Raw genomic sequence first — 24,750 nt, forward strand, 5'->3', positions numbered from 1 at the left:
CGTCACTCCTTCTTCTTTTCAACTTCTTCAATAAATACAACTTTATATTTCGGATGAACATTTGATAATTCTTCAATACGCTTTTTCGATGGTTTGTGTTTACCTTTTGGGTACCCGTCGCCAATTTCGTAAAGAAGGTTATTATCCTGCGAATCATTGAATTTATTTACTACTTTGTAACTCATAAAAACTTACCTCCTTTTTGAAATTAAGGCGCTGGAACTACAGGTGTGAAGTCAATATCCAAGTCATAAACTAATGCGGCTTTATTATCCTTCGGTTTACCGTTCGCAAACTGTTTAATTGTGAATAATGTCGCATCTTCCATTGCCAATGTTTGATCATATTTCTTCAATTTGTAACCACCAGCAATCGCCGCGATATATTCACCTTTTACAAAGAATAGTGCTTTTCCGACTGGTACCTCCTCGGACTCAACAACTTGCAAATTGTAAGGCAAGGACATTACCCATTGACCATTTGCAGTTTGGATAGTATTCCGGAAAGAAACGGCGATTGCATCAATAGGGTTGATTACCATTACAACTCGGTTATTTACTTTACGTGATTTACCTGCTGCATCTGAAGATAATGCTTTCACCACTACGTAAAGTTCACCAGCAACGACTTCACCACGTTCTGAAGGCGCAAAAGTTAATGAACCGGATGAGACTTTATCAGTAATAGCACCTGTTGAAGGATTTTTATCTTTCATAAGACCAATTGGTTGAGATTGCCCATTACCATTAACAAAACCATATTCAAGACCTACAGAAATGGTTTCAACGGCTACAGTACGCACATAACGTTCAATCCAAACTGGACCAAGTTCAATCATGTCATTTGGCAATACCGCGAATGCTGTTAATTTAAGCTGAGTAACTGTTTCTTCACGGAAGTTTGCGGCGATTTGACCTGCAATTCCTCCGAACAATTCACCCCATACAAAGTTCTTTTCAGCATCTGAATAAATAAACCGTGTAACAGCTCCAAGATCTTGTAAACCTAGCGCATCAAGTAACGGGTGTTCAGTAGTAAGATCTTCAAAGATTCTTTCTTGAGTAGTAACAGGTAGAATCTTTTCATCATCCAATCCACCCTTATCAATTGCTGCATTGAAAAATTTTGTTTCTTCAGATGTCAGTACGTTCTGACCACGTTGTTGAAGAATAGAACGATCTAACATTTCATCGTTTACTTGATTACGAATAGACGAAGCCACTTCTGTTTGTAACGCATCAAAGTAATTCTCATACGCTTGTGTTGTTTCCTGTTCTGTAACCTCCTCTTTTGATAAGACCGCCGTTAGTGCTGCTTTAGCACTTTGGAACTTTTCTGATTTATTAAATTTAATCGTCATTGTTTAATTCCTCCATTTTTTGTAATTTAAAAAAGCCTTGCTGCTCTGTTTTGTTTAACAGGCGTCGGCTTTTCAGGTTCCGCATTTTTTAATTGTTGTATTTCGTTTTGCATTGATTGCATTTGTGCTTTTAATTGAGTGACTTCTTCGTTGTCGTCCACATTTGATGGTGTGGTAGCGGATGTAGCAAAGCCAATTCCAATTGCCTCACTTGCACTAAACCACGTTTCATTTTCGACCATGGTCTTTATTTCATCACGTTCGACATTCGCTTTTGTCATGTAAATATCAATGATACCGTCTTCGAGTTTTTCTAACACGTCCGCTTCTTTACGGAAATCTTTTTTCGTCCCCCACACAATCGTGCTTGCTTCATGGATCATGATCATTGCACCAACACCCATGATTAATAAATCAGCTGCCATCGCAATAACCGATGCCGCAGAACATGCCCAACCATCAACGTGAATTGTAATCTTTGCGCCTGTTGTTTTTTTATAGTTCATCAAACGGTTATAAATAGCAATTCCGTCAAATGCATCTCCGCCGGGTGAATTTAGGTGGATAATCAAATCATTCGATCCAGATTCTTTTAAGGCAATATCAACATCAGCTGCAGATGTTGAATCATCCCACCATGAATCTCCGATGAATCCGTAAATGGTTAAAGTAGATTCTTTCTTTTCGTTATTATGAGCTACAACAAAATTATGAGGAATACTTTTTAATTGTTCTACGTATTTTTCGTTTTTAAATTTCAGGAATTTCATTCTTCATTTTCACCTCCCTCAAGGGCTTTCGAACTTTCTTGGTAGTTCTTGGTGATAAAGTATTTATCCATAATCGGATCGTCTACCCTTCCTAAACCTAGTTCCTCCCTAAGCTCATTCCCGCTCATCACACTGGATCCCCTCAACTTATCTACAGATGTGGCCAAGTCGAAGATATTCTGATAGGATGCCTTTCGAATATCTACGCATTTGCCGCTCAGATACTCTTTCTGTGTGAAGAATTTAACGTTTGCTTCGTCACTTATTTTCTTCAGCAATGGTGAAACGGTAAAGAACATATAGTTTTTCGTTTGTTTTTCCACATCGGCCATGTCGCCGTGAAGTAAACTGACAGGGATTCCAATAGCCATGGCGACCTGATCTAAAAAGCCGTTTGTCACTTTATTGATTTCATCCACACTTTGTCCGCCAGAACCGCCATTCGTCATTTCCGTATATTTGAAGCCCGGCTGTTGCGGAATAATAGCAACATCGTTTTTACCGATAGCCTTATACATATTGTTAATAAACTCTTGGAGCTTGGATTGATGCTCCGACGATTTAGCTGATAGCATGTCCATATCCACGGTCCCGCGTATCTGGTTCTTTCGTTTTTGCGAGGTTAGTATTCTGCCGAAGAGATCGCCATAGTCCTTAAATAGTCCATCTATCAATGGAGCTAGATTTTCGTTGCTATATTTCAAATGGATAACTTCACTTTGCTTGAAGGTTCTTTTGAATTCAAAATCCTTAACGACTACATTCGAAAATATATCCTCGTATACGGCATACTCATTGTGAGTAAAATCATCCGCAATCAACAGATCACCGTCATCAGCTTGAATGATTAAACATTCATTGTCGTAGAACAATTTATAAACGAACGTTTGCCAGAATGTACTTGCGGTTGTGTTTTTGCTCGGCCTAACATTCAGACGGTAATAGAGTTCATTTTTTTCAAATGTGTCACCATTTCTTACACGAAACTCCGACTGACTGATAGTGCGTCCTAGAAACGATATACATGTATCAATTGCTAAACGCTTCATATGTGCTCGGTTAGAAGTCTCTTGAAACAGTTCTACGTCGAACATAAAGCCTAGTTCACTATTTCGTTTGAAGATTGCATCTAGTAAACCCAATTTATCACCCCCTAAAACGTAATGATTCTATCACCCTACAAGTGCTAGTACGTAGAACTCGCGCCCATTAATGTTTTTACTTGCAAACTCTCTTGCTTCCTCAACTGAATCAAAACGTTTAATCCCACCATCTTCTTCCTTTACTGCATCCCAAATACCGAATTCTGGATTCTTTACATTCAGGTGCCTAGGAAGCACCATATAAAATGGTGCAAATTCGTTAGCCGTCGCTAATTTAAATTCTCTATTACCAATTCCCAAAGTCCTCAACTCCCCTAAAACTTAATATCCGCAATGAAGAAATCTAATTCTTCTTCCAATAGATTATCTGCTTGCCACAATGCGTGAATGAACGCTTGAAATCCGTCCGTTTTCCGCCTGAATTCATCCTTCTTCAAATACTCCTTGTTGCCGTCCTTCTTGATGTGAACATATACGTTATTCGTGTACCAGCGCATCAATGGGTTGTCTCCGTAAATAATGTTATGATTCGCAAACATCGTTTCCACCCGCGGAGCTAAGAGTGAGTGGATTGCTTTAGGATTGCGGATATATAACAAGATAAACCCTTCTGCTTCCAGTGCTGACTTGACTAAATCCAACCGGAATGTATCAGCTACAATAGTGTTGACGCCGTATATTTCACGCATTTCAACAAACCAATTTACAATGTGTTGAATGTTAATAACAGGTTCGTCCACGATGGTCAACAGTTCATCTTTCTCCCAATCTTTTATCGGCGCCTTTAATTTCGCTGTGTCCAAAAAACCTTTGCGAACAAACGAATGAGTCTTCCACACATAATCCTCACCAACTTTAAAAAGTAATCCTACTGAAGCAAAGTCTTTGATGCTAGCGAAGTCTAATCCGCCAACCGCTGTCCTGTGCTTCAATTCCGGGAAAGGTCTGTTTGTAGCAAGAATGTCTTCCCACGATGCCACCGTCTTGTTTAAATCGACTTCTGGATAGTTCATCCGCTTCGTCATGAACTCTTCTCGGTTCGATGGATTGTTAGCCAACTGCCGCCATTGTGTCCGTACTTTTTTGAACAAACCTTTTGCGTAAAAGCTTCTGGGTTCGCTAAACATCGGGTTGGCTTTCTCCCACATTTCCGGATTATCGATTTCACCAGGTTCGTCGATTTTGCAAATGAAAGGGAAAAGAGGATCTTCTAAGTCTTTTCCATCGAGAATATTCATGGCCCGTTCTTTCAACTTATCCAGGAAACCTTCACGAACGAAGCCGTCTGTTCCAATAAAAAATTCCCTAGCATTGGGCACTTTACCAAGCCCACTAGAGAATACGTTTACGACATCTGAATTTTCATATCTGTGAATTTCATCATAGATTACCGCGCCATCACGCAATCCATCTTTAGATCCCGCATTAGAAGTGTGATATTGGAGAACGCTTTTTGTGTCATTACCCAATATTTCTACTTTAGTGGGGTAAAACATTTCTCCTAATATTTCATTCGTCTCGATAGCTTCATAAATTTCTCTGAATGACGTTTTCGCTTGAAGTTCACTATTTGCCACGATTGATATATTGTATTTCTGGATTCCGTGGAGTGGGCTAATAAAGAAGTGGCCCAATGCAGAAATCAAACCGTTCTTTCCTGCTCCCCTCGCCATCAGCCAGAGATGCTGTTCGTAGAAAACCGAATCATCTTCTTCGTAGAGTAAGAATACAAATGCAGCTAAAAATTTTTGGAATGGAGATAAAAGAAAATACCACCGCTCAGAGAATTTAATAAAGTTCTCAATCATCTTATCGTCGAAGTATATATCATCCCGTACCAATACGTATTTTTCCAAGTAGTCAATCAGCATGATGCGCTCTTCATTTAGCTTGATCTTGCCTGTTTTATATTGGTCAATATACTCATCTACGTACCGATTGCTAATCATATGAGATCATCAGCTGACTTCTTTTTCCCAGGAACTACAGGTTCAACCGGATTCGCTTTTAATCCAAGAGCGTCTAAGACCTTCAACATCCTATCGTTTGTTTTATGTAAATCGTTGATGGAGGGATTCGATTTTGGACCATGCATTCCAGATACCTGTATTCCGGTATCTTCAATGTCCTCAATAAGACTGCATTTTAAATCCCACAAGGAGAGGTAATCCTGCATCATGTCAATATAATGACTCCCGGTTATTTCCTTCTCCTTCAGCTGTTTCTTCAAGTCTTTTTCGATTCTATTTCTCAACTTATCTCTAGGGGTGTTCGCCATCGTTTCCCTCCTCCCGGTTTACAAATAGTTCCAAAATAGTATTACGCGCAAAAACTCCAATAAATCTGGTGAAAAGAGACCCTACACGGTCTACCGCTTTTTTTAAAAAAACCAAAATATTTTCTGGGGGGGTAAAATAAATTAATTATTATTTTTATTTATTTTTTTAAAATTATATTATAAATAATGTAATTTAATTTACCACTTTTCATCCCGCCACTCATCAATCTTTCTACTACCGTAAAACCTTTTGTGTATCTCGTTGTGATGGAACAGGCAGACCGTCGTGACGTTGCTTAACTTTAAAGCTAACTCTGGATGGTCTTCTAACTCCATGATGTGGTGGACGTTTAGTTGTACGCTCTTGCGTTCGCCTTCAACCTTAGCCGAGTCAACGTGAACACGCCCTGCCTTCTTACACTCCTGGCACTCCCAGTTGTCACGCTTCAATGCTTGTTGTCGTATGCCTTGCTTGCCTTTCCATGCAGCAGAGTTATAGAACTTCTTCTGTTGTGCCTTGGTTTTGTATTCAGCCTTCATTGTTAATCACCTGCTTAAAGTTAGCCACAACGATGACATCGTTCATCCTTTAGCCTTGTTTCTTCGCCATTTAAAAATAAGGATACAGCTTCTAGATATCCTCCACAGGTGTCGCAGGTGTTACGTTTGCAGTCATCACGGGTTTTATCAATGAGATTCAATCTGTCCAACTGACCTACTCTGAACTGAACGAATGTATCATGAAGCTTCTGCATGTTGGCCATACGCTTACTATGCTTACCGACTCGCGACGCTATAACCAGACGATCTATTCGTTTGCTAAGAATATCTATCGTCATCTTAATGATGTCGCGACTGCTTATTCTTACTTGTAACATTTTGGTTTCCATCTTTTACCCCTCCACAATTAAATGATGTCGTGTATAGCTGTTGCTCCACCGAATGACAGACCGAAGATGCGAACCTTACTATTCATCACGTGAACTAATTCATCGCTGTATGCATTCATGTAGAACTGTTCTTTAGCATCGAATGAGAATAATGGTACAGCAATAGCTTCTTTAACACCTTCTGCTTCGATACCCACGAATATGAATGAAGCGTCCTCTTCACGTGCTGACTTGAATGTATTGATTAGATCCTCTTTAGTTAATTGCATATCTGTTGTCCTCCACAATTCATATTAGTTACCCGTTAAATTATCAGCTGCATAACGGAGCAGCCAACCGAGATGATGGATCAAATCCTTTCCGTTGTATCTAGATGAACAGCGAACAGTTTGACCACCACCTTTCATATGTATAAGAAAAAGCCCACTCGATTGAGTAGACTTTGAATGTTCTATTGCTCGGACTGTGAACTAATTTAACGTGTCAAAGCATAGTAAATTACATACAGCCAGCTAAACAATCCGTGTATACAAGCCCATAAAATAGATTTGTGTAAACTCCAAGAAATAGCAATAGCTAAAGCTGAACCGAATGTAATGCCTGAAGAAACTGTTGATTTAGTGTTGTTTTTCATTTCTGCACGTCCCCCTTTGTTTCCTATTTTTCATCTACTTTTTTAATGGTATCAGTTATCCCACCACAAATTATAGTAGTAGTTTATTAACTTTTTTATACGTTCAAGACTACATACTACACTCAATAATTCATTAAAGTAGTTGCTACTTACTAGCCCGCGATTATTTTGTGACTGTATGGTATATAGTCTTCAAGGTATATAAAAAGCCCGCACCCGATTGGATGCAGACTTTATGTATCAGTCTTCTTTACCCGTTAATAATTCAATAAAAAACTTGGTCTCCTCCTTCAAATAAAACTGATGAACATAACCATCATCATCTGTTGGTGGATTTAATATCTCTTCAAGGACATCTTCAGGAATGTTAGGCATTGATAGTTCAGGATCCATAACAATCATCATCAATTCTTTCACTCTTCCTGTGAGTACGTATTTATCCATATCATTTACTTGCATGTTGTTCACAATCCAAATCTTCGAATTCCACTTTAACGACATGATCTAGGTTTATTAATCTGTTCTTGTACAACGAATATTTCTTTCTGTTTTTACAAGCAATCAACAAATTAGCCCAAAACACATGCGTTGCTTTAAATACATCCTTTTCACCTGTTGAATAGGTAATGGTCATATTAAGCGTTTCGGGTATCTGTTTACCCTCCACTTCCTGTACATGGTCTTCCAATGTTTCGAAGAATTTATCTGTCTTCACTTAGATCCCTCCATCATGTTCTATTGATGGATATTATAACACACATTCAGAACACTTGTTTCCTTCAATAAGAATTAACACTTTCCCGAGCACTAAAAAGGACAACTCCAATGAGCTGCCCTTTTCGTTAGTTTTATATGTTATTCAAATGGACCGTTAACCAAACCATCCAACACTACTAGAATACCACTCTATACCCACAATCTTCTGCCGTAATCCTGCCAGAAGTCTGCCACTTTATTTCCCACCACAAAGCGTGTGCCTCATCATGATATGAAATCCCTTTAAATCATTGGAAAGAATATGGGCTGTTTCTATTAAATCGTCCAATGTACCCTTTTTATGTGAATAAATTTTAACGGCATTGATTTCACCGGATGTCGTAGGTTGATCTGTATATACCATATAGACCCCACCATCTTTCACTTCAAGGTTTTCTAAACCATCCACCTCTTGCATCAAGAACTTTTCTGCATCTCGATTCTTATCATCCTTTTTTACAAAAGGATATCTGAAATAAGAACTATCTTTATCGTATGAATGAATTTCATCAATCATAGCTTCCCATTTTTGATTCAACAACCAGCTACCTTCAGCGGCTATTTCCTCTAATTTCTCTCGGTTATCATTTATTAATTTTGACCAATACCAATACAATGCGTTCAACCAGTGACAATCATCTATATTTCTCCATCTGCCGTCCTTCAATAGAATCTGAGGTTTATCTGAAGATTCTCCGTAAGGAATTTCCAACTGTTCGTGAAAAATTACAATCATTGACTTTAAATGAAGTTCAATTGCATGTCTATACAAATACCCAATCGGCATATGGATATGTGCTAAAAAGCTGTTTTCTTTGCTTTTATACAATTGGTCTGCAGCTTCTACGAACGCATCTCCTAATATCCCAAATCCTTTATCTGCTTGCTCGTCAATTCCATTTAAAAAATACACAATATTATCCCCCTACCCATTTTATCTATAGTCTGAATAGAAGCATACCATCAAACCAACAAGATTGTTCATTGATATCCCCCGCTTATCCATAATCTATAAACTGGGTAACTCGTGAAACTGCTGAATCCCTTGATACCACTCTTCTAACTCCTATTGGCTATTTTGAGTTACACAAGTGTTTTTTATGGCTATCTGATAAGGGTGGAAACGAAAAGACATTTGTTATTGATTCTTTACCTGGTCAAATTGGACAAATAAAAAATCCATCCAACAATTAAGTTAGATGGATCATATCTTGAAATCTTTCATAGCTCTATCCATTGAATCCTGGTTAACCCCAATGTAACGTAACGTGATCTTTTCATCTGAGTGATTAAATATCTCCATTAACAATGCCACGTCTTTATGCCTCTTGTAGAAATGGTAACCGAATGTCTTACGTAACGTATGCGTACCAACTCCATCCAGTCCAACATAGTCAGCTGCTTCCCTTAGTATCTTATATGCCATACTGCGGCTAATCGGCTTGTTCAGGCCTTCCCGACTCTTAAACAAGTATTCATCATCTTCCCTTCCATCAACATACTTTTTCAATTCCCTCCTAAGTCCCGGTGTCATCTCAATCCGTTTCTGCTTCCGCGTTTTTTGCTCACGAAGGTCAAAATATGTTTTCTTAGCATCCTTAACTCTCAATGGCAATAAGTCGGAAATACGAAGACCACTGTTAATGCCAGTGACAAACAGCATGTAATCGCGTTCGGATTTTCTTTGCAAGTATTTTTTCATCTCAGCTATCTGGTCGGTGTCTCGCACAGGATGTACGTAGTTCATGAAATAGCTACCTCCTCATAAACTTCTACTTTTAAAGCAAAGGCTAACTTATAAAATATTCGTGACTTGATTCTGTAATACTTTCTTTCAGACATATTCAATTCCGAATACACCTCGTAATCATATAGCTCTTCGTCAGACAAATAGCGCATGACGATAACTGAGCGCTCCACATAAGTTAAACGGTTTACCGCACGGGCAACCCATTCAATGAATTTGGCGCGCTCCTGCTCATAGTCAACGTTTGCGATAGCCGCTGACTCTGTTGATGACCCCGGCAAACTATTTGAAAAAGGCATTAGCGAATATTTAGCCGTGATTGCGGGTAAGCGATCCAAGCTGACTTGCAAGGCATACATTCTGTATCTTTCCAGTATCGACTCAACGGCTTTCTTGGTTTCGTCTCTATCGATGGCCGGTAAATTAAATTCTATCTGCATATAGGTTGCCTCCTCGATATAGTATTGAAATGCATAAAAAAGACAGTAGCAAACCTGTCTTTTTTATGCTTTATTAATAATTAATCGATAATGTATACTTTCTTTTCTTTGATTTCTATTGCTAAATTAAATTCAAGGTATTCAGCAATATTAGCCATTGCGTTAAGCTCCCATGCTCCTCCGTCTGCTTGGAATAGACCTACCTGAGCGCCCTCTTTTAATCTCAAGATAAATTCCGACTCCGGTTGCCCCACTTCCACAAAAGTTCTAAAAGGCTTTAATGCTACTGGATTAGGCACATTCGCATTCCCTACCGTTGCCACTCCCGTTTTAGCTGTAACGCGTTGAGAGACACCATCATCATTCTGAGTTACTGAATTTTCTTCGATGATTGAGCTGATGACTTTTAATACCCGTTCTTTGTCCTCATTGCCAACAAAGCAAGACTGCAGCATTACATTAAAATTCTCACGAGACATATAGCGCTCAAATGTGATGTCTGGCAATAACGCATTTGCCTTCACATAGATTCGGCGGTCATTAACGACGTTAAGTGAATCGAACAAATTGACGCTTGTTGGCGATTCCACATGAATCATCACAGGCCGTTCATGGTCAAAGTTTGATTTCACATAATCGACAAGTCCAGAAAGACTTCGAATTTTAATAGCTGCAACGTCATGCTCTGGATCTAGCTGTGTAAGATTAATAGTCGAATAGATGTTTCCATTTGCCTCGACAATCTCCGGACGCTTTAAACCTAACAAGTACTGAGTGAATTCTTTCAACATTTTACATTCCTTCTCTCTTTTTGTTTTTTATGTTTTTTATTTAAAGGCAACGACTTTATCAGATGACTTCGATGATTCTTCTTCTGGTTTCTCACCACGATCATCGAGAATTTCACCATTGCCATCAACATACATCTGTCCCGGAGCTCCACTTTTCAGCTCTGCACCAGTTACTTTGCCATCAGTACCAAAGTCAATAATCATTGCTGTTTCAATTGCCTTTGCAGGTGCGATTGTACATTTTGCTTCTATCTGCACATCTGCCAAGCTTCGATTTTCATTGCTCTTCAAGGTGATATTCACAGTAACCTTCCGCGATTTCTTCGGGTCTGTATTCGGGTCCGCAATATTTTCAAGCACTTTCAACAATTCAATATTTACCTTCTCAGCCAATGCACCATTTGCAAAACTGTTTAAATCAACAATGTTTTTCATCAGTTTTCATCTCCTTGTTTTTGAATTACACGATTATATATGTTCAGTAGTTCGTCATATCCTAAAGATTCAAGATAGATTTCCGAGTAGTTCGCCATCGTGCTGCAGGTGAAAACCATTTGATTACGGTCGAACTCTTCTGAGTGTGTAATATCACCACTCATTGCGTTTCATTCTTCCAGTCAACTAGCCTTACATTGCCACTGAATGCCGACATTACAGAATCTTTAAAAGGTGTATCTTTATACATGTACTCATATCCAGCAAGTTCAAATTCGATTGATCCCTTAAATTGGGTCGGTGTATGGCCGACGGTGATTCTTAACCAGTGGTAATCCTCAGTGAGTGGACAGTGTATCAATTCTGGAATCTGTCCTGGGTTTGTTTCCATTAAATCATCGAAAGTCATTTGATCCATTCAACCTCACTCCTTCACTGTTAATTTGTAAGGCGTATTAGTAGACGCTTTCTGCAGGTACTTCTAACGCCCACTTTCTGCCTTCATCACCGTTAAGCCAATCTTCAATTTTGGCGTGTTGATTAATACGCGTAACGCCTGCTTTTTCCTTTAACTCCAACAACGGTAAAAGTTTGCGACCTAGCCCATGAATGGATACCTCATAGCAACCACCCACCAACTTACTCCCTCTTTTTTTAGTCATTGTTGCTTGGTGTTTTATTCTGCGGTCTACAACAACCTCCCAACCACATTTGCAACTACGCGTAAAAACTTCATCCTCAATGATCAATGCACCTTGTGAAGGATTACCGCCAACCTTGTCATTACCACACTCTGGGCAATCTCCGTACTTTCTTATTAGTTCATTTGTTTCACGCATAAACATTTTATATCCCCTCTCTTACATCGCATTTTGTGTCTTTTGTGACGCTATATGGTTGATCTGCGTACTGCTAAATCAGACCACCGCGTAAAATTGGGCCAACTGAATAACTGTCAATCGCATAAGTGGTCCTACATTTGCGGCAATACAGATTCGAATGTTGTAAATCACTGTTACAAGTTTTTACGGGATTTTTAAAAGGCGTTCCATCACTTTTGATTTTATAAAATCGTTCTTGGGTAATTGAATCCGAATAAACTAATACTGCTCCGCAATTACATTTCGGGACTTTGTAAGTCATTTCGCCACCCCTTCCACACTACGGAATTTGGTCGTACTACGAATCAAGAAGCATCAAAGTGCATTTCGAACTCTTTCCCGCAACCTTCATTAATTTCATCATCACAAGTAAGTGTGTAGGTTGCGCCTGGTTCGTCCATATCATCTTCCATCCATTCTTCACCGCAATATGGACACTCTATTTTGGTTGCTAACACCGAGACCTCTGTATCTTTGTAATACCGATAAATAGTTTTCAAACTAACACCTCCTTGTCACGTGCTGTTCAACAGATCAGTTGCAACTGCCCTGCGTCGTCAGTAGTGAAAGCTTGTTGCATAATCACCAGAAAGAATAACCTCGAATATCGCTTCAAGCACACATACAGCAATGCTGTTACCAGCAAGCGCATAAAGCGTGGCGCTTCGATTGTTCGGTTTGATTGGAAATACACCCAACATCAAATCGAAATCCTCATCATCAAAATCCATCAAGCGCCACCATTCTCTTTCAGTTGGATATCGATATCTGCCATCATCCATTTTGAATACTCCAGCAGCAGGACAACGATCCGGTCGCTCGGTAATCGTATTGCAGACATCGACAATTGTTTTCACATAACGAAATTTCGATTTGTTGCTTTCAATTTCTTCCGCGGTCGCTAAATCTTCTAAACGATTCAACATAGATGGTATTTTCACCACATATTTTTCTATGTCTTCGATTTCGCTTTCCGGTTGCCGAAATTCACTCATTGGACGTAGCGGCTGTTTCTTCAGCTTGTTGAAGTCGAACGTTTCATCGCCCAAAACCGATACACAAAAGACTCGTTCTCTTGTTTGAGGTAGACCGTAATTCATTGCGTTTTCTACATTGAAATTGTTGGTATATCCAAGGGTTGTCATTGCGGTTAGGTATTCGTCAAAGATCGGCCGCTTCTTTTTGAATAACGCCCCTTTCACGTTTTCCCAAATAACGAATTTAGGTCGCCATTCACCCATTTCTTTAATGATCCGTATCGTTTCAAGCAGTAATTCCGAACGCCCTTCGTCATCATTGTGGTTTGCGGCCGAATTGTCTTGGCACGGGCTACCGTGAACTAAAATGTCTGGCTTTAAATCCCATGTACGAACATCTTGTGTTTCATAACGGAAAGGATTCATTGCGTTATATGCCTTCACCCGATTTGCTGCCCATTCCACGTAATCTATCGTTTTCACTTTTACGCCTCGGCGTTTAGCTGCTTTGATATCCGCGCCTATGCCACCATAAAGCGACAACAACTTTAGCGGCATTTATAACATCATCCTTCCTATACGTAAAGTGTCTATACTGTGCTACTCTCACCGCCATCCACATATACTGAAAGCGTCACCTCTCTCTCTCTCAGAAAAGGAGGTGGTATTATGAGATTCAAAAAAATCTGCAAAGAAGACGTTTTCCGACTACTAGAAATAGTGATTGAAATCGGAAAACTACTCTTCGGTAGGGGGTGATATGGTAAACGCACCAACCAATGTGAACTTGCATTGGTTCAGGCTGATTAGTTAAATGATAGACTTTACGTAAGGTAAGCCAACTACATAATTTCCTTCTCAATACTCCTTTTACGTCTACTCCATCATTTCTTTTCCAAACGATTAATCCGGTTCTGCAACTCGATAATCTTAATACCGGATAATAATCCCGCAACAGCAAATGTCAGAAGCGCGATGTCCATTATCATTTTGATTCCCTCGCCTTCACCCTACGTGATATTTCTTCTTTCGCTTCCCGCACATAGGAGTGAAACCGTTCATCTCCCGTTTGGATATACAGTGCCCCGTAGCCTTCGATGCGTGAAAACAAGTTATCAATTGACATACTTGCTAATCGCTCCATTGTTAAGTCCCTCCTCGTCCTCTATTTTTGTTTTACATACAACCTGCAAAATAAGGAAAATGTAATACGTTTTGCTTCATTTCGCGAAAAGACTCAATCTTTTTCGTTTCTTCGCAGTAAACCGATGTATCCATTTTTTCAGTCATATTTATTATTTGATAAGGAATGACGCCATGAACTTTATGATGTTCTGCCCGTGCATCATCCTCTTTTTCTGCTAAATAGAATGCGAACTTGCGAGAACCCATAGGGACAGTGAAAAGCTTTACATTGCTCATAGACAGCACGTTGTCATCCCTCATCTTCATAACAATTTGATGGTCTAACTTTTCATAAGGGATCTTGTTTGCTAGGTCTTCCAGCGTCACAAAATTTTGTTGTACCGCGTAGTAAACAGCATGAGCAAGATAAGGCTCGTCCCATTTCACTGCATCAAACAGCAGTTCTTTTACTGTCTGCTTCAAGATTCAGCACCTCCCCGGTGAATTTGTTGTATGCAGTAAGAACAGTGCCCACTGGACCATTTCGATTCTTTGCGACAATCAACTCAAGAACATTATCAGCTTCTTCTTTCGTGTAATACGAATCCCTATAAAGGAAAACGATGACATCGGCATCTTCTTCGATGCTTCCTGACTCACGTAAGTCAGACATGAGTGGCCTTTTATCCTGTCGCTGTTCGACTGCACGACTTAACTGAGCAAGCACGATAACAGGACATTCAAACTCTCTCGCCATACCTTTCAGACTTTTAGTAATCTCTGAGATCCGTAAATGATTATTACTCTCTTTTTCTACCGAACGAATCAGTGTTAGGTAATCGATTATAATAATCGGCTTCAACCCTTTGTGCTGGTTCATCATCTTTCTAGTCTTCATTCTCATTTCTGAAATGGTTTGTCCAGGTCTATCGAATATTTGGATTTTCGTGTTACTCAGATGGCCGATTGCTTGGGACCATTTCGATTTTTGCGTATCCGTCAGCATCGTGTATGGATCGCGCATTCTGATCCGTGAGAAACGGCCCGTTGAAGCAATCAATCGGTCTCGTAAACTCTTATCCGGCATTTCAAGTGAGAAAATAATGGGTAGATAACCTTGCCAACCGGACGATTTGGCAATGTGCAGCATTACATCTGATTTCCCCATACTTGGGCGTCCTGCTAACACTGTTAATTCTCCGTCTTGGAAACCATTCATCATCGTATCCAGCTTGACCAATCCGGATGGTGCTCCGCTCTTAATCTCACTTTTAATAAATGGAGTTTCATATACGTCAACGAGTAAAGTTTCAATATCAGAGTGGTCACTTACACGATTATCAGTCAATGCAGCTAACTCACTGGTGACACGATCGATGTCCCAATCTTCCATTGCTGCCAACTGTAATATGTTTTTCTTTTCGCGATTTCTCCAAACTTCGAGCATTGCACCTACATGGCTATCAAACTTTTCAACTTGCGAATAATTTGATAGGTCGCTTAGATAATTCGCTCCCCCTAAATCTATTGGGTCGTTGGAGGTTAGTAGAGTTATGATGTCCACGGCTTTGTTTGCTTTTCGAAGTTCTGTCATCGCCCGGAAGATGTTCCGGTTTGTCGAATCCCCGAATTGTTCAACGCTTAGATTCGATTCTGATACCAAGTAATTTTCTTTCAGCATCGAACCGAGAACAGCTTTTTCTGCAATCATTCGTCTTCACCCTTTCCAATGTCCAACGAGAATTCTTTTCGTGGTGTCCCTTGTATCGCTGAAGCCCCATCATGTCTCGGTGTTTCGTATTCATCGTTAAAGTTCTCGCCGTTTAGGAATGTCAGCGGATTCTTCTGTTGTGGAAGAAACTCACCTCTCGCCAACAGTTGTTTCCGATGCAACATGTACTTCTCAGTTCCAGCCATTATCAATTCATGCTGATATTTTTTTAATAATCTTTTGTACTTTGCAAGGCAGTTGACTTTTCCTTTTTTATTACCGTAGAAGTTCCACCATTCCTCAAAAAGTTCATCTTGATGAACAATGCTCTCTTTATCTTCTGTAGAGTCATATGAAACATCTTCTGTTAATGTTTCTGACAAAATGTTAGGAACGTTACTGACATTTTGTAAGCTACCATTCTCACAATTTGTCATTATCCATTTGACAAGTTTGTCAGAGTGTAATTTGTAGTGGACAGTCGGTGATCCGTTCGCTTTTAGGAGCTTAGTCTCAATAAGCCCCTTATCTTTCAACTTTTTAGTCGCATACCTAACCTGCCTTTCAGTCAAGCAAGTTTCTTCTTCCCACTCCTTATACGACTTATAGAAAAAACCATCTTTTCTTTTAGACTTGTCCGAATAAAAAACGATCTGATTTAATAAAATGGACTCTGCCAAATTCCCGGTGATTTCGATGTATGTTTTTGGTATCGTAACTATACGGTCGTGACCACTTAATTGAGCAAGAACCTTTCTTATTTCAGTATGAAAATCCACAATCAATGCCCCTTTCTATCACTTCCATTTTTAGATAGAAATGTGGTATAATTAAACAAATATTTTATTTAAACAGGGCCACTTTGCTGAGTGGCTTTTTTGTTTGGTTTCCACGATTCAATAAAGTGAATTGTGGATTGTAATTCATCCCTCCGCAGAAACTTATAGGACTCTACACCAAAATGATCTTTAATGTCCCTATGAATCGCACTAAACAATTCAGGTCTTAAAACCGCTTTGTTTTCAATCACATATACCCTTTGACCAATCGCCTTTTGCAACCTAATTTGTTCCCCGCGTTCTAACAAAGATTGATTGTAGGACATCCTTTCGACCTCCCTTTCACCAGCTAACTTTGAATTGACGAGTTGTAAGCTTCATTCCGAAAAAATTAAATTCATTATTCATATTAATTTCGCACTCATAGCCTGCCTCTTGTAATGCCGTTTGGATTATTTTCAGTCCTCGAATATCTTCGAAGGGAACGTTGTCAATACTCCATCCCGAGTGACCATTCAATGCTGCTTCTTCAATTGAAGTAACTACTTTTTTAAACAACGGCCCTTCAAGTACGTTCTTTTCGAATTCCAATTTACCTAAATCGGTTAATTCTTTGATGTCCGAAGCTTTCATAATTTGATTCATACTGCTTCATCCTTTCCTGCCTCGAATTTCATCGTGGATTTCATTATATTTTTGTAAAACATAGGCCGGCATTTTTTCACGATTCTTCCCAAGTCCAATGGGATACAAAACAAGCTTTTTACTATCGCTATGATGCTTGTAAATATTGATGCTTCGAAACGGGAAACTAGGATCATTCACATCCGGTTTTACTTTCCCGATGATTTTCCACAAACCGCTTTGACTTGTCCATTCGATTTCTTTTTCATCAAACATCGGTATTAATTTTTCGTTGCGTGTGATTGCCATATCAATCACCTCTTTTCTTTTTATCGATTCCATCAAGAGTAAAGCGCCTTCCTTTACTTGACTTTTAAGTCGAAAACAGAGACAATATATCTACTGAATAATTTCTTAGCCGCTTACTCGCATGCCAGTGCTTGTAGGCCTTTTTTATGTCTTTTTAGACTAACGTCATTTTTGCGTGCAGCTATTGCTATTGAATAAAAACGCTTGCTAACATCCATTGCTAGCCATTCTTTCACGTTTATTTTCATTGGTAATCACCGTCCTCCCATAAAATAAATAACCCCTCCAACCAAATTCGTTAACATTTGGGACAACGCCACTATATCGACGCCGTGTATCAACGAGATCCCAGCTTCGAGAGGTGTTGTATTGCTGGACATCCGAGTCTTCGATTGAACCACCTGAAGCCATCTGATTAAGTCCTCTGCCTTGAGCGTCATTTCATCCCTTTCCAATTTAGAGATAGTACTTCTTGAGATATTCACCAGCGGAGCGATTTGCTCTTGCGTCAAATTAACCGCTTTTCGCGATGTAATTAGAAACGACCCGAAATTCATAGTTTTCTTCCACCCCATTGAATGTTCAAGTTCTGAACAAGTTCAAGATTTGAACAGTATTTTTTTATTAATCTAGTAAAATGTTTAATAGAAGGAAGATTAAATGATTGCAAATCACATTTATGCACTGAGTAATTCTAATGCGTCCGACACTTCTTTCCAAAGCACTCGTAAAGGTTTTGTGCCATCGCCCCATGCTTGAAGTATTTCAAGTGCGGTTTGTGGCTCGTCCTTTGACAGCTCTGCCAGTTTAACCGGCAAGTTAGCATTCATTTCGACCAATTCACGTGTAATCATGGTTGCACCTCCTATCCGACTTCTTTCTCATTCTTCAAATCGTGGTTTTCATCTTCAAAAAAAAGAGTCCAATGAAAACCAAGCGCCGCAGAAATCTTCTTCGCATTAGCAACTGTAGCGCCTCGCTCTCCGGATTCGATATGTCCGTAAGTTGCTCTGGCTATGCCAGACCGTTCCGCAATTTGTTCTTGTGTGAGACCCTCATTTTCACGAATCTCTTTCAACCACTTCCTCACGTCGCCACCTCCATTCTTCGTTTCGTAGCTTGGCTCTAAATTAAATATAAACTACATATTGTAGCATGTCAACTAATATTCTTCTTTTTGAAGAATTATCTTTATTCTTCTTTTTGTAGAGTTAAAATAAGAGTAACGAATAGAAGGAGTGGCGAATCGTGGAGTTCAATAAAAGACTGATCAGTTTAAGAAAAGAAAAGAAACTTCTCCAAACTGATGTAGCAGAAAAAATCGGCGTCGCCCGTGCCACTTACGGTGCGTATGAGCAAGGTACGAGGCAACCGGATTTTGATACACTTCAAATAATGGCCGATTTTTTTGAGGTTACTACTGATTACTTGCTGGGAAGAATTGACGATCGAAATGGAATGCTAAATAACCATTTTTTGAAAACTATGATGGAAATGGTTGAAAGAAGACAAAAGTTGGAACTTATGAACAGGGCTCTGACCGAGAGTGAAAAAGCGGAATATAGACTTCTTTCGAGTTATTTTCATAAGAGTTCCTACAATTTCGAATTAGAGCCCATTAAAGAATGGAAAGATTTAATGAAACTCAATCAGGAATTCGAAAAAAATCTTCAGATAAATATAGTAACCGTAGCTGGCCAAGATATTAACCTCTCTATAGAAGAACTAAAACTTTTCGAGGAATTGAAAAGACACCCTGCCCTTTTTCATGATCTCGCTACGGATCCGGAACGCAAAATTAAAGAGTTGTTGAAACTTTATGAAATGAAAAAGATGCTACTAGAAGAAGATACTTCGGATTATGGTGATGGATTTGGAGAGTTAAAGGATTAAAATCTATTGAGGGCCGTGACTTCATGCTACAAATAAAAACCCAAACAGACTATTGGGAAGAGCGGGCCGAAAAAGTCCTCTCACACTTTCACTACGAGTTTCCCGACGAAATCAATATCTCTGACATCTGTTGGCGCTACGGTATTCGAATTCTTCCACTGGACCATCCGTTCATGGACGGATATGTCGAAAACACAGATGACCAACTGAAAGCAGTTTCTTTTCCCAGCACAACAGACCGTCGTGGTACGATTTTTATCAAAGAAAATTTGAATGCTGTCGAAAAAAAGTTGCTGCTTACAGAGGAATTTTGTCATATCTACGCACATCAAAAATCACAAGTTTTTATGGATAAACACCAAATAGGTAAACTTGAAAACCAAGCAAAAAGAATGGCTGCCTACTTATTAATGCCAAATAGATTTATAAAAACTGTTTATGAAGCTGCTTATGATGAAGCTGTTGTCATATCTGATATCGCAGATTACTTTCTCGTCACTGAAGAATTTGCGCAGTATCGGTTGGAATTGATATTTAATCGCAAGGTTGATGCGTTTGTGTCGTATTGGGGCATGTTAGGAACGTTTGAGTTGTTTGAGTGAGGTATTTTAGTACAGTCCCCTAACCCGGGCTTTTCTTTTAATTAATAAACGAACATACGTTTTAACAACGTGAAAGGAGTGAATTTCATGAGAGTAGCAATCTACATACGTGTGTCTACCAAGCTACAAGAAGATCGGTACAGTCTGAGTGCACAGAAATTAGAATTGACGCGTTATGCAGATGCACAGGGTTGGGAAATCGTTGATGTATTTAGAGATGTGGACAGTGGAACGAAGTTAGACAAAGACGGCTTGGAAGCAATGCTTGATTTTGTCGAAGATGGATTGGTGGATGTAGTGCTGTGTATCGAGCAGGACCGTCTATCTCGCCTGGATACAATCAAGTGGGAATACTTAAAGGATATATTACGGGACAATAACGTAAAGATTGCCGAGCCTGGTAGCATTACTGATTTGTCTAATGAAGACGATGAGTTTATTTCCGATTTAAAAAACTTATTTGCGCGAAGGTCACGCAGAGATCTATTGAGAAAAATGATAAGAGGAAAACGTCAATACACGCGCGAAGGAAATGTGTGGGGCCGACAACCAGAAGAGTATACATACTACCCCGAAACCGGTGTGTTGGAAGTGAACGAAGAACGATCTTGGTTAATCCCTTTTATCGATGACTTATATTTAGATAAAAATTGGGGAATCACAAAAATTGCCAATGAGTTAAATAAGCATTGTAAGACAATCGAAGGTAAAAAGTGGACGAGCCAACAGGTGCTAGCTAAATTAAAACGGAAATCTTATCACGGCGTTTTGGAAAAGAAATTTAAAACTGAAACGATTACGAGGCCGGATGTTTATCCAAAATTAAGAACAGAGGAAACTTATGATCGAATACAAAAAGAACTTCGGAAAAGGTATATACGCAAATCCGCCGAACCCCATTTCCTACGGGATACCGAAATCCTTTGTGCAAGTTGCGGCAAAGTAGTCAGCGTCAAAAAGAATTTTACGTATGGAAAAAAAGAGAATCAACGTTATCCTATGTTCGTCATTTCTCACACAGCTGAGACCAGCCATGACAACTGCGTGGCCAAACCTTACGTTAATGACAAAAGAATTAAACACCGCATAATAAAGGCCGTCAAAGATATATTAATGGATAAAGAAACAGCTCATAAACACATCGACTCGGATTTTGATGAGAACGAATTAATAGCGCTAGACAAAGACGTCAAGCGACTTGCAAAACAAGAACAATCTACCCAAGAAAAGGTAGACCGTCTTCTCGATTTATATTTGGACGGCAAATGGCCAAAAGAGAAACTGGATGAAAGTCGTGCACAACTGGATGCACAACTCGCATTGATAAGAAATGATTTAACAGAACGAAAACGGAAATATGAACTGATTAAAAATAACCAAATTAACTATGATACGATCGCAGAATTTTTAAGCGTTGCAAATCGATTCGAGCAGTTACTTGATGAATCGGATCAACAAAGATTGATTGGTAGCTTATTTCCTTCCGCTACAATGGACGCAGAAAAAAACTTGCTAATTTTGCATGCCTACTTACCTCAAAAAGTTAAAGTTGATATAAAAGTAGCAATTGAATCCATAGAAGAAATGACAGAACGTGAATTGATAGAGCGGTCCACGGCACGACACAAACAGGCGCAAAAATATATGAACAAGAACCGTGGCATATCACTAGAAGCCCTTGGAAAGGCAGTAGGCAGTCAACCGACTACACTAAAGATAGACCAAGAACGCTTCGGTCCATTCAAACATCTTAAACCAAATAAACTCAGTCCAGAACTGCGCGAAACAAGAATAGAATTAATAAAAAAAGAATTGGTGAATAATCCGGGAATCAGTGGCAGGCAGATGGAAGAGAATACAGGTATCAACCGAAAGATGATTTATAAATTAATTGATGAAGAGGGTTTGAAGGATTAAGTTTACTACTTACTCCTGCCCTCTTCGTAGATTTAATTTTCCATTGCTAGAGTTCGAAGCAACAAACTGACATCTTGCTTCATGCCCATCCCTGCTTCTTGAGCTCCTATACAAACCGGACATCCTGATTCACATCGACAAGCAGTTACATGATCAGTTGCTTGGCGTAACAGGTCGTCCCAGCGAGCGAAAATACTTTCACTTAATCCGATTCCTCCTGGATAGCTGTCGTAAATGAAAAATGTCGGTTTGCCAGAATGGACTGCTTTCACTTGAGGCACAACATGAATATCAGTTTTATCGCAACGTACAAAGAGTGGAACGAATGATTGAATAGCATAAGCAGCGCCTGTCATAGCGTCTGTCAGCCCTGACTCCGTCCAACCCTTTGGTACATCGAATGCATACCAGGTCGAAGATGTGTGCATTTCCATGGGTGGTAACGATATTGGACCCGAACCTATATTATCATGTTTTCCATGTAACTTTATTTTCTTGAAAATCGTCGGGATTGCAAGTACAGCGATATCACCATAAGCGGCCTTGTTATCTCCGAACTGTTCAGCGATATCTTCATTCATCACTTTTAGTTCCACTGCAAGATTGGCATCCGTGAAGTAATCGACATCGACTTCTGTGACATAGGCTTTCTTTTCATCCCAATCCAATTGCTCAACTTGGAACTGGGTTCCTTGATGGATATAAATTGCTTCTTCATGGAGGAGCGTCATCGCACTAAAACGATCCATCTCCCCTATGACCTTCGTTTCTTTTGGATACGTTTTATCAATAATGATGACGTTTTCCTGTGTTGCAGAGCGAAGACTCACTTCACTTGCTGGAAAACTGTCTGTCATCCAATGCCATTTGTCTGTAGTCTTTATCAAAACTCCTTCGCTTTCAAGGAACGCGAGTAATTCTTGTACGTCAAATTCACCATATGTTTCTGTCGAAGAAAATGGCAGCTCAAATGAAGCACATTTAAGATGATCCATTAAGATAAACATATTATCCGGATGAATCCGTGCTTCTTCCGGTGATTGGCCAAGAAGATAATCAGGGTGTTCAATAATATATTGATCGAGAGCCAGGGATTGGGCGACGTAAATAATGAGCGCCTCATCTTGCCGTCTTCCCGCACGCCCTGCCTGTTGAAATGCACTCGCAATATTTCCCGGGTAACCCGTCATAATACACGCTTGTAGTTGCCCGATATCAATGCCAAGTTCAAGTGCATTCGTACTAACAACCGTACGGATAGCTCCATCCCGAAGCCCTTTTTCAATTTTCCGGCGTTCTGAAGGTAGGTAACCTCCCCTATAGCCCATTACTGTTTCATCGAACAGTTTCTTTTTCGTCAATGCTTTCATATACGTGACAAGCATTTCAACTCGTACTCGGCTTTTTGCAAAGATAATCGTTTGGATGCCTTCCCGGTATAAAAGCGCGGCGATATCTCGCACTTCAAGTACAGCACTTCTTCGAATACCAAACGTTGGATGAACGACCGGTGGATTATAGAAGACAAAATGTTTCTTTCCGGCGGGTGCTCCATTTTTGATGATTACTTGAACGTCCTCATTTATCAACGACTCCGCTAGTTCTTGCGGATTTGCAATTGTCGCAGATGTGCAGATGAACACTGGATCACTGCCATAATAGTTGCAGATTCGTTTCAACCTTCGCAGCACATGTGCGACATGACTGCCGAAAACACCTTTGTACGTATGCAATTCATCGATGATGATGTATTTTAAGTTCTCGAATAACGACACCCATTTTGTATGATGTGGCAAGATACCTGAATGCAGCATATCGGGATTTGTCAGCACGATATGACCCGACTTTCTAACCTTAGAACGCAAGCCAGGTGCAGTATCCCCGTCGTATGTATAACTGAGGATGGTTTCCCCACTCGCTTCAATCAGCTCATGGAGGTCCGCCAGCTGATCTTGGGCCAGTGCTTTTGTTGGAAACAAATAAATGGCTCTCGATGTATCATCTTCGAGGATACTTTGCATAACAGGTAAATGATAGCAAAGGGATTTTCCGGAAGCTGTCGGTGTAACGGCGGTAATAGAATTTCCGGATGATGCCAGGTCGAAGGCTTCTCTTTGATGGCTATATAATTTATCAATTCCTTTGGATGCAAGTGCTTTAATAATCGATGGATGGAGTTTTCCCGGAAATTCGGCGTAGATTGCTTCTTTCTCAGCAATCGTTTTAGTATGGATGACGTTAGCGGAAAAAGAGGCGTCAGTGCGCAGTTTTTCTAACACTTCGTGAACCGCTTTCTTCTTTATCATCGTACATCGCCTTCTTGTTCAAGACGTAGTGCGTCCAAAATTGTTTTTAACGTATATTCAGCTGAATTAATCGATAAGATAAAACGTTTTTTACCTGTCTTTTGATAAAATGACTGGACGATGAATTGCTTCATAGAGTCAGTCAGTGTTTCAATTTGAATTGGATGAACATATTTCGGCTTGGCTGTCTTGATGAATTCAGATACTTCCTCTGTCCATTCATCAAGCAACGTATGATATTGATCTGCATATGGTTTTACTTCTATGAAAAAGTCGGGTTCCCGATCGAGTTCTCTCATCTGCGCATGGCGCTCGAAGCATTCCTTACAAACAGCAAGTAGCGCTTCAGTTTTTTGTTGTAGATTCATAATGATACACCCTTTCCGGACGTTTCTTTTATTTTAACAGATATGACCGAGATG

General features: G+C 39.7%; 37 protein-coding genes and 1 pseudogene. 3 read left to right on the forward strand and 35 right to left on the reverse strand.

Features of this window, described 5'->3' with window-relative positions; translation table 11 throughout:
• Positions 1-2 precede the first annotated feature (2 nt).
• The 33 genes and pseudogenes from MKX62_RS21260 to MKX62_RS21420 all read right to left on the reverse strand — a co-directional run bounded on the left by MKX62_RS21260 (position 3) and on the right by MKX62_RS21420 (position 18,700).
• Positions 3-185: a hypothetical protein gene (locus MKX62_RS21260; RefSeq protein WP_340742273.1), complete on the reverse strand. Its 183-nt coding sequence runs from the start codon at positions 183-185 to the stop codon at positions 3-5.
• A gap of 23 nt (positions 186-208) precedes the next feature.
• Positions 209-1,360 carry a phage major capsid protein gene (locus MKX62_RS21265; RefSeq protein ID WP_340742274.1) on the reverse strand — a complete coding sequence of 384 codons (1,152 nt, stop codon included), beginning with the start codon at positions 1,358-1,360 and terminating at the stop codon, positions 209-211.
• A 26-nt stretch (positions 1,361-1,386) separates the two neighbouring features.
• On the reverse strand, positions 1,387-2,130 hold the full coding sequence (locus MKX62_RS21270) for a head maturation protease, ClpP-related (RefSeq protein WP_340742275.1): 744 nt from the start codon (positions 2,128-2,130) through the stop codon (positions 1,387-1,389).
• Positions 2,127-3,224, reverse strand: coding sequence for a phage portal protein (locus tag MKX62_RS21275; protein WP_340742618.1), 1,098 nt, complete (start codon positions 3,222-3,224; stop codon positions 2,127-2,129). The genes MKX62_RS21270 and MKX62_RS21275 overlap by 4 nt, the downstream gene beginning before the upstream one ends.
• A 78-nt stretch (positions 3,225-3,302) precedes the next feature.
• Positions 3,303-3,533, reverse strand: coding sequence for a hypothetical protein (locus tag MKX62_RS21280; protein WP_340742276.1), 231 nt, complete (start codon positions 3,531-3,533; stop codon positions 3,303-3,305).
• Positions 3,534-3,547: 14 nt separating this feature from the next.
• Positions 3,548-5,182, reverse strand: a complete 1,635-nt coding sequence (locus tag MKX62_RS21285; protein WP_340742277.1) for a terminase TerL endonuclease subunit — start codon at positions 5,180-5,182, stop codon at positions 3,548-3,550.
• Entirely contained in the window at positions 5,179-5,511 is a 333-nt protein-coding gene (locus tag MKX62_RS21290) for a hypothetical protein (protein ID WP_340742278.1), read from the reverse strand. The genes MKX62_RS21285 and MKX62_RS21290 overlap by 4 nt, the downstream gene beginning before the upstream one ends.
• Before the next feature lie 198 nt (positions 5,512-5,709).
• Positions 5,710-6,051 carry an HNH endonuclease gene (locus MKX62_RS21295; RefSeq protein WP_340742279.1) on the reverse strand — a complete coding sequence of 114 codons (342 nt, stop codon included), beginning with the start codon at positions 6,049-6,051 and terminating at the stop codon, positions 5,710-5,712.
• Positions 6,052-6,071: 20 nt separating this feature from the next.
• On the reverse strand, positions 6,072-6,401 hold the full coding sequence (locus MKX62_RS21300) for a hypothetical protein (RefSeq protein WP_340742280.1): 330 nt from the start codon (positions 6,399-6,401) through the stop codon (positions 6,072-6,074).
• A 17-nt stretch (positions 6,402-6,418) separates the two neighbouring features.
• The gene (locus MKX62_RS21305; RefSeq protein ID WP_340742281.1) at positions 6,419-6,670 is read right to left on the reverse strand and encodes a hypothetical protein; all 252 of its coding nucleotides are present in this window, start codon (positions 6,668-6,670) and stop codon (positions 6,419-6,421) included.
• A gap of 206 nt (positions 6,671-6,876) precedes the next feature.
• Entirely contained in the window at positions 6,877-7,035 is a 159-nt protein-coding gene (locus MKX62_RS21310) for a hypothetical protein (protein ID WP_340742282.1), read from the reverse strand.
• A gap of 240 nt (positions 7,036-7,275) precedes the next feature.
• A complete protein-coding gene (locus MKX62_RS21315; RefSeq protein WP_340742283.1) occupies positions 7,276-7,494 on the reverse strand; it encodes a hypothetical protein in 219 nt (72 codons plus the stop codon).
• On the reverse strand, positions 7,481-7,750 hold the full coding sequence (locus MKX62_RS21320; RefSeq protein ID WP_340742284.1) for a hypothetical protein: 270 nt from the start codon (positions 7,748-7,750) through the stop codon (positions 7,481-7,483). Before MKX62_RS21320 ends, MKX62_RS21315 begins: the two co-directional genes overlap by 14 nt.
• A 237-nt stretch (positions 7,751-7,987) precedes the next feature.
• A complete protein-coding gene (locus tag MKX62_RS21325) occupies positions 7,988-8,704 on the reverse strand; it encodes a hypothetical protein (RefSeq protein ID WP_340742285.1) in 717 nt (238 codons plus the stop codon).
• Between the two features lie 291 nt (positions 8,705-8,995).
• Positions 8,996-9,538, reverse strand: a complete 543-nt coding sequence (locus MKX62_RS21330; RefSeq protein WP_340742286.1) for a site-specific integrase — start codon at positions 9,536-9,538, stop codon at positions 8,996-8,998.
• Positions 9,535-9,978 carry an ArpU family phage packaging/lysis transcriptional regulator gene (locus MKX62_RS21335; protein WP_340742287.1) on the reverse strand — a complete coding sequence of 148 codons (444 nt, stop codon included), beginning with the start codon at positions 9,976-9,978 and terminating at the stop codon, positions 9,535-9,537. The genes MKX62_RS21330 and MKX62_RS21335 overlap by 4 nt, the downstream gene beginning before the upstream one ends.
• An 80-nt stretch (positions 9,979-10,058) precedes the next feature.
• Positions 10,059-10,769 carry a hypothetical protein gene (locus tag MKX62_RS21340; RefSeq protein ID WP_340742288.1) on the reverse strand — a complete coding sequence of 237 codons (711 nt, stop codon included), beginning with the start codon at positions 10,767-10,769 and terminating at the stop codon, positions 10,059-10,061.
• Positions 10,770-10,805: 36 nt separating this feature from the next.
• Positions 10,806-11,204: a replication terminator protein gene (locus tag MKX62_RS21345; protein ID WP_340742289.1), complete on the reverse strand. Its 399-nt coding sequence runs from the start codon at positions 11,202-11,204 to the stop codon at positions 10,806-10,808.
• Between the two features lie 160 nt (positions 11,205-11,364).
• Positions 11,365-11,622 carry a hypothetical protein gene (locus MKX62_RS21350; RefSeq protein ID WP_340742290.1) on the reverse strand — a complete coding sequence of 86 codons (258 nt, stop codon included), beginning with the start codon at positions 11,620-11,622 and terminating at the stop codon, positions 11,365-11,367.
• 37 nt (positions 11,623-11,659) lie between these two features.
• Positions 11,660-12,049, reverse strand: a complete 390-nt coding sequence (locus MKX62_RS21355) for a DUF3797 domain-containing protein (RefSeq protein WP_340742291.1) — start codon at positions 12,047-12,049, stop codon at positions 11,660-11,662.
• A gap of 341 nt (positions 12,050-12,390) precedes the next feature.
• Positions 12,391-12,585 carry a hypothetical protein gene (locus MKX62_RS21360; RefSeq protein WP_340742292.1) on the reverse strand — a complete coding sequence of 65 codons (195 nt, stop codon included), beginning with the start codon at positions 12,583-12,585 and terminating at the stop codon, positions 12,391-12,393.
• A gap of 57 nt (positions 12,586-12,642) precedes the next feature.
• Positions 12,643-13,620, reverse strand: coding sequence for a DNA cytosine methyltransferase (locus MKX62_RS21365; protein ID WP_340742293.1), 978 nt, complete (start codon positions 13,618-13,620; stop codon positions 12,643-12,645).
• A 427-nt stretch (positions 13,621-14,047) separates the two neighbouring features.
• Positions 14,048-14,206 carry a hypothetical protein gene (locus tag MKX62_RS21370; protein WP_340742294.1) on the reverse strand — a complete coding sequence of 53 codons (159 nt, stop codon included), beginning with the start codon at positions 14,204-14,206 and terminating at the stop codon, positions 14,048-14,050.
• Between the two features lie 32 nt (positions 14,207-14,238).
• On the reverse strand, positions 14,239-14,670 hold the full coding sequence (locus MKX62_RS21375; protein ID WP_340742295.1) for a hypothetical protein: 432 nt from the start codon (positions 14,668-14,670) through the stop codon (positions 14,239-14,241).
• Positions 14,639-15,898: a replicative DNA helicase gene (locus MKX62_RS21380; RefSeq protein ID WP_340742296.1), complete on the reverse strand. Its 1,260-nt coding sequence runs from the start codon at positions 15,896-15,898 to the stop codon at positions 14,639-14,641. Before MKX62_RS21380 ends, MKX62_RS21375 begins: the two co-directional genes overlap by 32 nt.
• On the reverse strand, positions 15,895-16,677 hold the full coding sequence (locus MKX62_RS21385; RefSeq protein ID WP_340742297.1) for a hypothetical protein: 783 nt from the start codon (positions 16,675-16,677) through the stop codon (positions 15,895-15,897). Before MKX62_RS21385 ends, MKX62_RS21380 begins: the two co-directional genes overlap by 4 nt.
• Positions 16,678-16,745: 68 nt before the next feature.
• Positions 16,746-17,009, reverse strand: a pseudogene (locus tag MKX62_RS21390) (ORF6C domain-containing protein); the annotation flags it as partial.
• Between the two features lie 10 nt (positions 17,010-17,019).
• Entirely contained in the window at positions 17,020-17,322 is a 303-nt protein-coding gene (locus MKX62_RS21395; RefSeq protein ID WP_340742298.1) for a hypothetical protein, read from the reverse strand.
• Between the two features lie 6 nt (positions 17,323-17,328).
• A complete protein-coding gene (locus tag MKX62_RS21400; protein ID WP_340742299.1) occupies positions 17,329-17,610 on the reverse strand; it encodes a hypothetical protein in 282 nt (93 codons plus the stop codon).
• A 113-nt stretch (positions 17,611-17,723) separates the two neighbouring features.
• Positions 17,724-17,858, reverse strand: coding sequence for a hypothetical protein (locus MKX62_RS21405; protein WP_340742300.1), 135 nt, complete (start codon positions 17,856-17,858; stop codon positions 17,724-17,726).
• A 6-nt stretch (positions 17,859-17,864) separates the two neighbouring features.
• Positions 17,865-18,167, reverse strand: a complete 303-nt coding sequence (locus MKX62_RS21410) for a helix-turn-helix domain-containing protein (RefSeq protein WP_340742301.1) — start codon at positions 18,165-18,167, stop codon at positions 17,865-17,867.
• A 120-nt stretch (positions 18,168-18,287) separates the two neighbouring features.
• Complete coding sequence (locus MKX62_RS21415; RefSeq protein WP_340742302.1) at positions 18,288-18,464, reverse strand: hypothetical protein; 177 nt, start codon at positions 18,462-18,464, stop codon at positions 18,288-18,290.
• An 11-nt stretch (positions 18,465-18,475) separates the two neighbouring features.
• Positions 18,476-18,700 (reverse strand): helix-turn-helix transcriptional regulator, encoded by a 225-nt coding sequence (locus MKX62_RS21420; RefSeq protein ID WP_340742303.1) that lies wholly within the window; start codon positions 18,698-18,700, stop codon positions 18,476-18,478.
• Positions 18,701-18,858: 158 nt separating this feature from the next.
• On the opposite strand from MKX62_RS21420, the gene MKX62_RS21425 reads away from it, so the two are divergent.
• The 3 genes from MKX62_RS21425 (at position 18,859) to MKX62_RS21435 (ending at position 22,022) form a co-directional block, all read left to right on the forward strand.
• Complete coding sequence (locus MKX62_RS21425; RefSeq protein WP_340742304.1) at positions 18,859-19,503, forward strand: helix-turn-helix domain-containing protein; 645 nt, start codon at positions 18,859-18,861, stop codon at positions 19,501-19,503.
• Between the two features lie 23 nt (positions 19,504-19,526).
• A complete protein-coding gene (locus MKX62_RS21430) occupies positions 19,527-20,105 on the forward strand; it encodes an ImmA/IrrE family metallo-endopeptidase (protein WP_340742305.1) in 579 nt (192 codons plus the stop codon).
• An 87-nt stretch (positions 20,106-20,192) separates the two neighbouring features.
• Positions 20,193-22,022: a recombinase family protein gene (locus tag MKX62_RS21435; protein ID WP_340742306.1), complete on the forward strand. Its 1,830-nt coding sequence runs from the start codon at positions 20,193-20,195 to the stop codon at positions 22,020-22,022.
• Positions 22,023-22,054: 32 nt separating this feature from the next.
• Here the strand turns inward: MKX62_RS21435 and MKX62_RS21440 are convergent, their stop codons facing one another.
• Positions 22,055-24,328, reverse strand: a complete 2,274-nt coding sequence (locus tag MKX62_RS21440; protein WP_340742307.1) for a DEAD/DEAH box helicase — start codon at positions 24,326-24,328, stop codon at positions 22,055-22,057.
• On the reverse strand, positions 24,325-24,696 hold the full coding sequence (locus MKX62_RS21445) for a YppE family protein (protein ID WP_067210295.1): 372 nt from the start codon (positions 24,694-24,696) through the stop codon (positions 24,325-24,327). The genes MKX62_RS21440 and MKX62_RS21445 overlap by 4 nt, the downstream gene beginning before the upstream one ends.
• Positions 24,697-24,750 lie beyond the last annotated feature (54 nt).

The sequence above is a fragment of the Sporosarcina sp. FSL K6-5500 genome (assembly GCF_038005665.1).
Classification (GTDB): Bacteria; Bacillota; Bacilli; order Bacillales_A; family Planococcaceae; genus Sporosarcina; species Sporosarcina psychrophila.

What these genes read in the sequence shown, in the direction of transcription:
- MKX62_RS21310 (WP_340742282.1), bottom strand. Translation starts at nt 7,035, where the DNA reads ATGAAAAACAACACTAAATCAACAGTTTCTTCAGGCATTACATTCGGT.
- MKX62_RS21295 (WP_340742279.1), bottom strand. Translation starts at nt 6,051, where the DNA reads ATGAAGGCTGAATACAAAACCAAGGCACAACAGAAGAAGTTCTATAAC.
- MKX62_RS21400 (WP_340742299.1), bottom strand. Translation starts at nt 17,610, where the DNA reads ATGGCAATCACACGCAACGAAAAATTAATACCGATGTTTGATGAAAAA.
- MKX62_RS21435 (WP_340742306.1), top strand. Translation starts at nt 20,193, where the DNA reads ATGAGAGTAGCAATCTACATACGTGTGTCTACCAAGCTACAAGAAGAT.
- MKX62_RS21365 (WP_340742293.1), bottom strand. Translation starts at nt 13,620, where the DNA reads ATGCCGCTAAAGTTGTTGTCGCTTTATGGTGGCATAGGCGCGGATATC.
- MKX62_RS21285 (WP_340742277.1), bottom strand. Translation starts at nt 5,182, where the DNA reads ATGATTAGCAATCGGTACGTAGATGAGTATATTGACCAATATAAAACA.
- MKX62_RS21270 (WP_340742275.1), bottom strand. Translation starts at nt 2,130, where the DNA reads ATGAAATTCCTGAAATTTAAAAACGAAAAATACGTAGAACAATTAAAA.
- MKX62_RS21300 (WP_340742280.1), bottom strand. Translation starts at nt 6,401, where the DNA reads ATGGAAACCAAAATGTTACAAGTAAGAATAAGCAGTCGCGACATCATT.
- MKX62_RS21335 (WP_340742287.1), bottom strand. Translation starts at nt 9,978, where the DNA reads ATGCAGATAGAATTTAATTTACCGGCCATCGATAGAGACGAAACCAAG.
- MKX62_RS21345 (WP_340742289.1), bottom strand. Translation starts at nt 11,204, where the DNA reads ATGAAAAACATTGTTGATTTAAACAGTTTTGCAAATGGTGCATTGGCT.
- MKX62_RS21440 (WP_340742307.1), bottom strand. Translation starts at nt 24,328, where the DNA reads ATGATAAAGAAGAAAGCGGTTCACGAAGTGTTAGAAAAACTGCGCACT.
- MKX62_RS21315 (WP_340742283.1), bottom strand. Translation starts at nt 7,494, where the DNA reads ATGCAAGTAAATGATATGGATAAATACGTACTCACAGGAAGAGTGAAA.
- MKX62_RS21430 (WP_340742305.1), top strand. Translation starts at nt 19,527, where the DNA reads ATGCTACAAATAAAAACCCAAACAGACTATTGGGAAGAGCGGGCCGAA.
- MKX62_RS21330 (WP_340742286.1), bottom strand. Translation starts at nt 9,538, where the DNA reads ATGAACTACGTACATCCTGTGCGAGACACCGACCAGATAGCTGAGATG.
- MKX62_RS21275 (WP_340742618.1), bottom strand. Translation starts at nt 3,224, where the DNA reads ATGTTCGACGTAGAACTGTTTCAAGAGACTTCTAACCGAGCACATATG.
- MKX62_RS21350 (WP_340742290.1), bottom strand. Translation starts at nt 11,622, where the DNA reads ATGGATCAAATGACTTTCGATGATTTAATGGAAACAAACCCAGGACAG.
- MKX62_RS21415 (WP_340742302.1), bottom strand. Translation starts at nt 18,464, where the DNA reads ATGATTACACGTGAATTGGTCGAAATGAATGCTAACTTGCCGGTTAAA.
- MKX62_RS21290 (WP_340742278.1), bottom strand. Translation starts at nt 5,511, where the DNA reads ATGGCGAACACCCCTAGAGATAAGTTGAGAAATAGAATCGAAAAAGAC.
- MKX62_RS21355 (WP_340742291.1), bottom strand. Translation starts at nt 12,049, where the DNA reads ATGTTTATGCGTGAAACAAATGAACTAATAAGAAAGTACGGAGATTGC.
- MKX62_RS21445 (WP_067210295.1), bottom strand. Translation starts at nt 24,696, where the DNA reads ATGAATCTACAACAAAAAACTGAAGCGCTACTTGCTGTTTGTAAGGAA.
- MKX62_RS21370 (WP_340742294.1), bottom strand. Translation starts at nt 14,206, where the DNA reads ATGGAGCGATTAGCAAGTATGTCAATTGATAACTTGTTTTCACGCATC.
- MKX62_RS21305 (WP_340742281.1), bottom strand. Translation starts at nt 6,670, where the DNA reads ATGCAATTAACTAAAGAGGATCTAATCAATACATTCAAGTCAGCACGT.
- MKX62_RS21340 (WP_340742288.1), bottom strand. Translation starts at nt 10,769, where the DNA reads ATGTTGAAAGAATTCACTCAGTACTTGTTAGGTTTAAAGCGTCCGGAG.
- MKX62_RS21380 (WP_340742296.1), bottom strand. Translation starts at nt 15,898, where the DNA reads ATGATTGCAGAAAAAGCTGTTCTCGGTTCGATGCTGAAAGAAAATTAC.
- MKX62_RS21260 (WP_340742273.1), bottom strand. Translation starts at nt 185, where the DNA reads ATGAGTTACAAAGTAGTAAATAAATTCAATGATTCGCAGGATAATAAC.
- MKX62_RS21405 (WP_340742300.1), bottom strand. Translation starts at nt 17,858, where the DNA reads ATGAAAATAAACGTGAAAGAATGGCTAGCAATGGATGTTAGCAAGCGT.
- MKX62_RS21410 (WP_340742301.1), bottom strand. Translation starts at nt 18,167, where the DNA reads ATGAATTTCGGGTCGTTTCTAATTACATCGCGAAAAGCGGTTAATTTG.
- MKX62_RS21395 (WP_340742298.1), bottom strand. Translation starts at nt 17,322, where the DNA reads ATGAATCAAATTATGAAAGCTTCGGACATCAAAGAATTAACCGATTTA.
- MKX62_RS21265 (WP_340742274.1), bottom strand. Translation starts at nt 1,360, where the DNA reads ATGACGATTAAATTTAATAAATCAGAAAAGTTCCAAAGTGCTAAAGCA.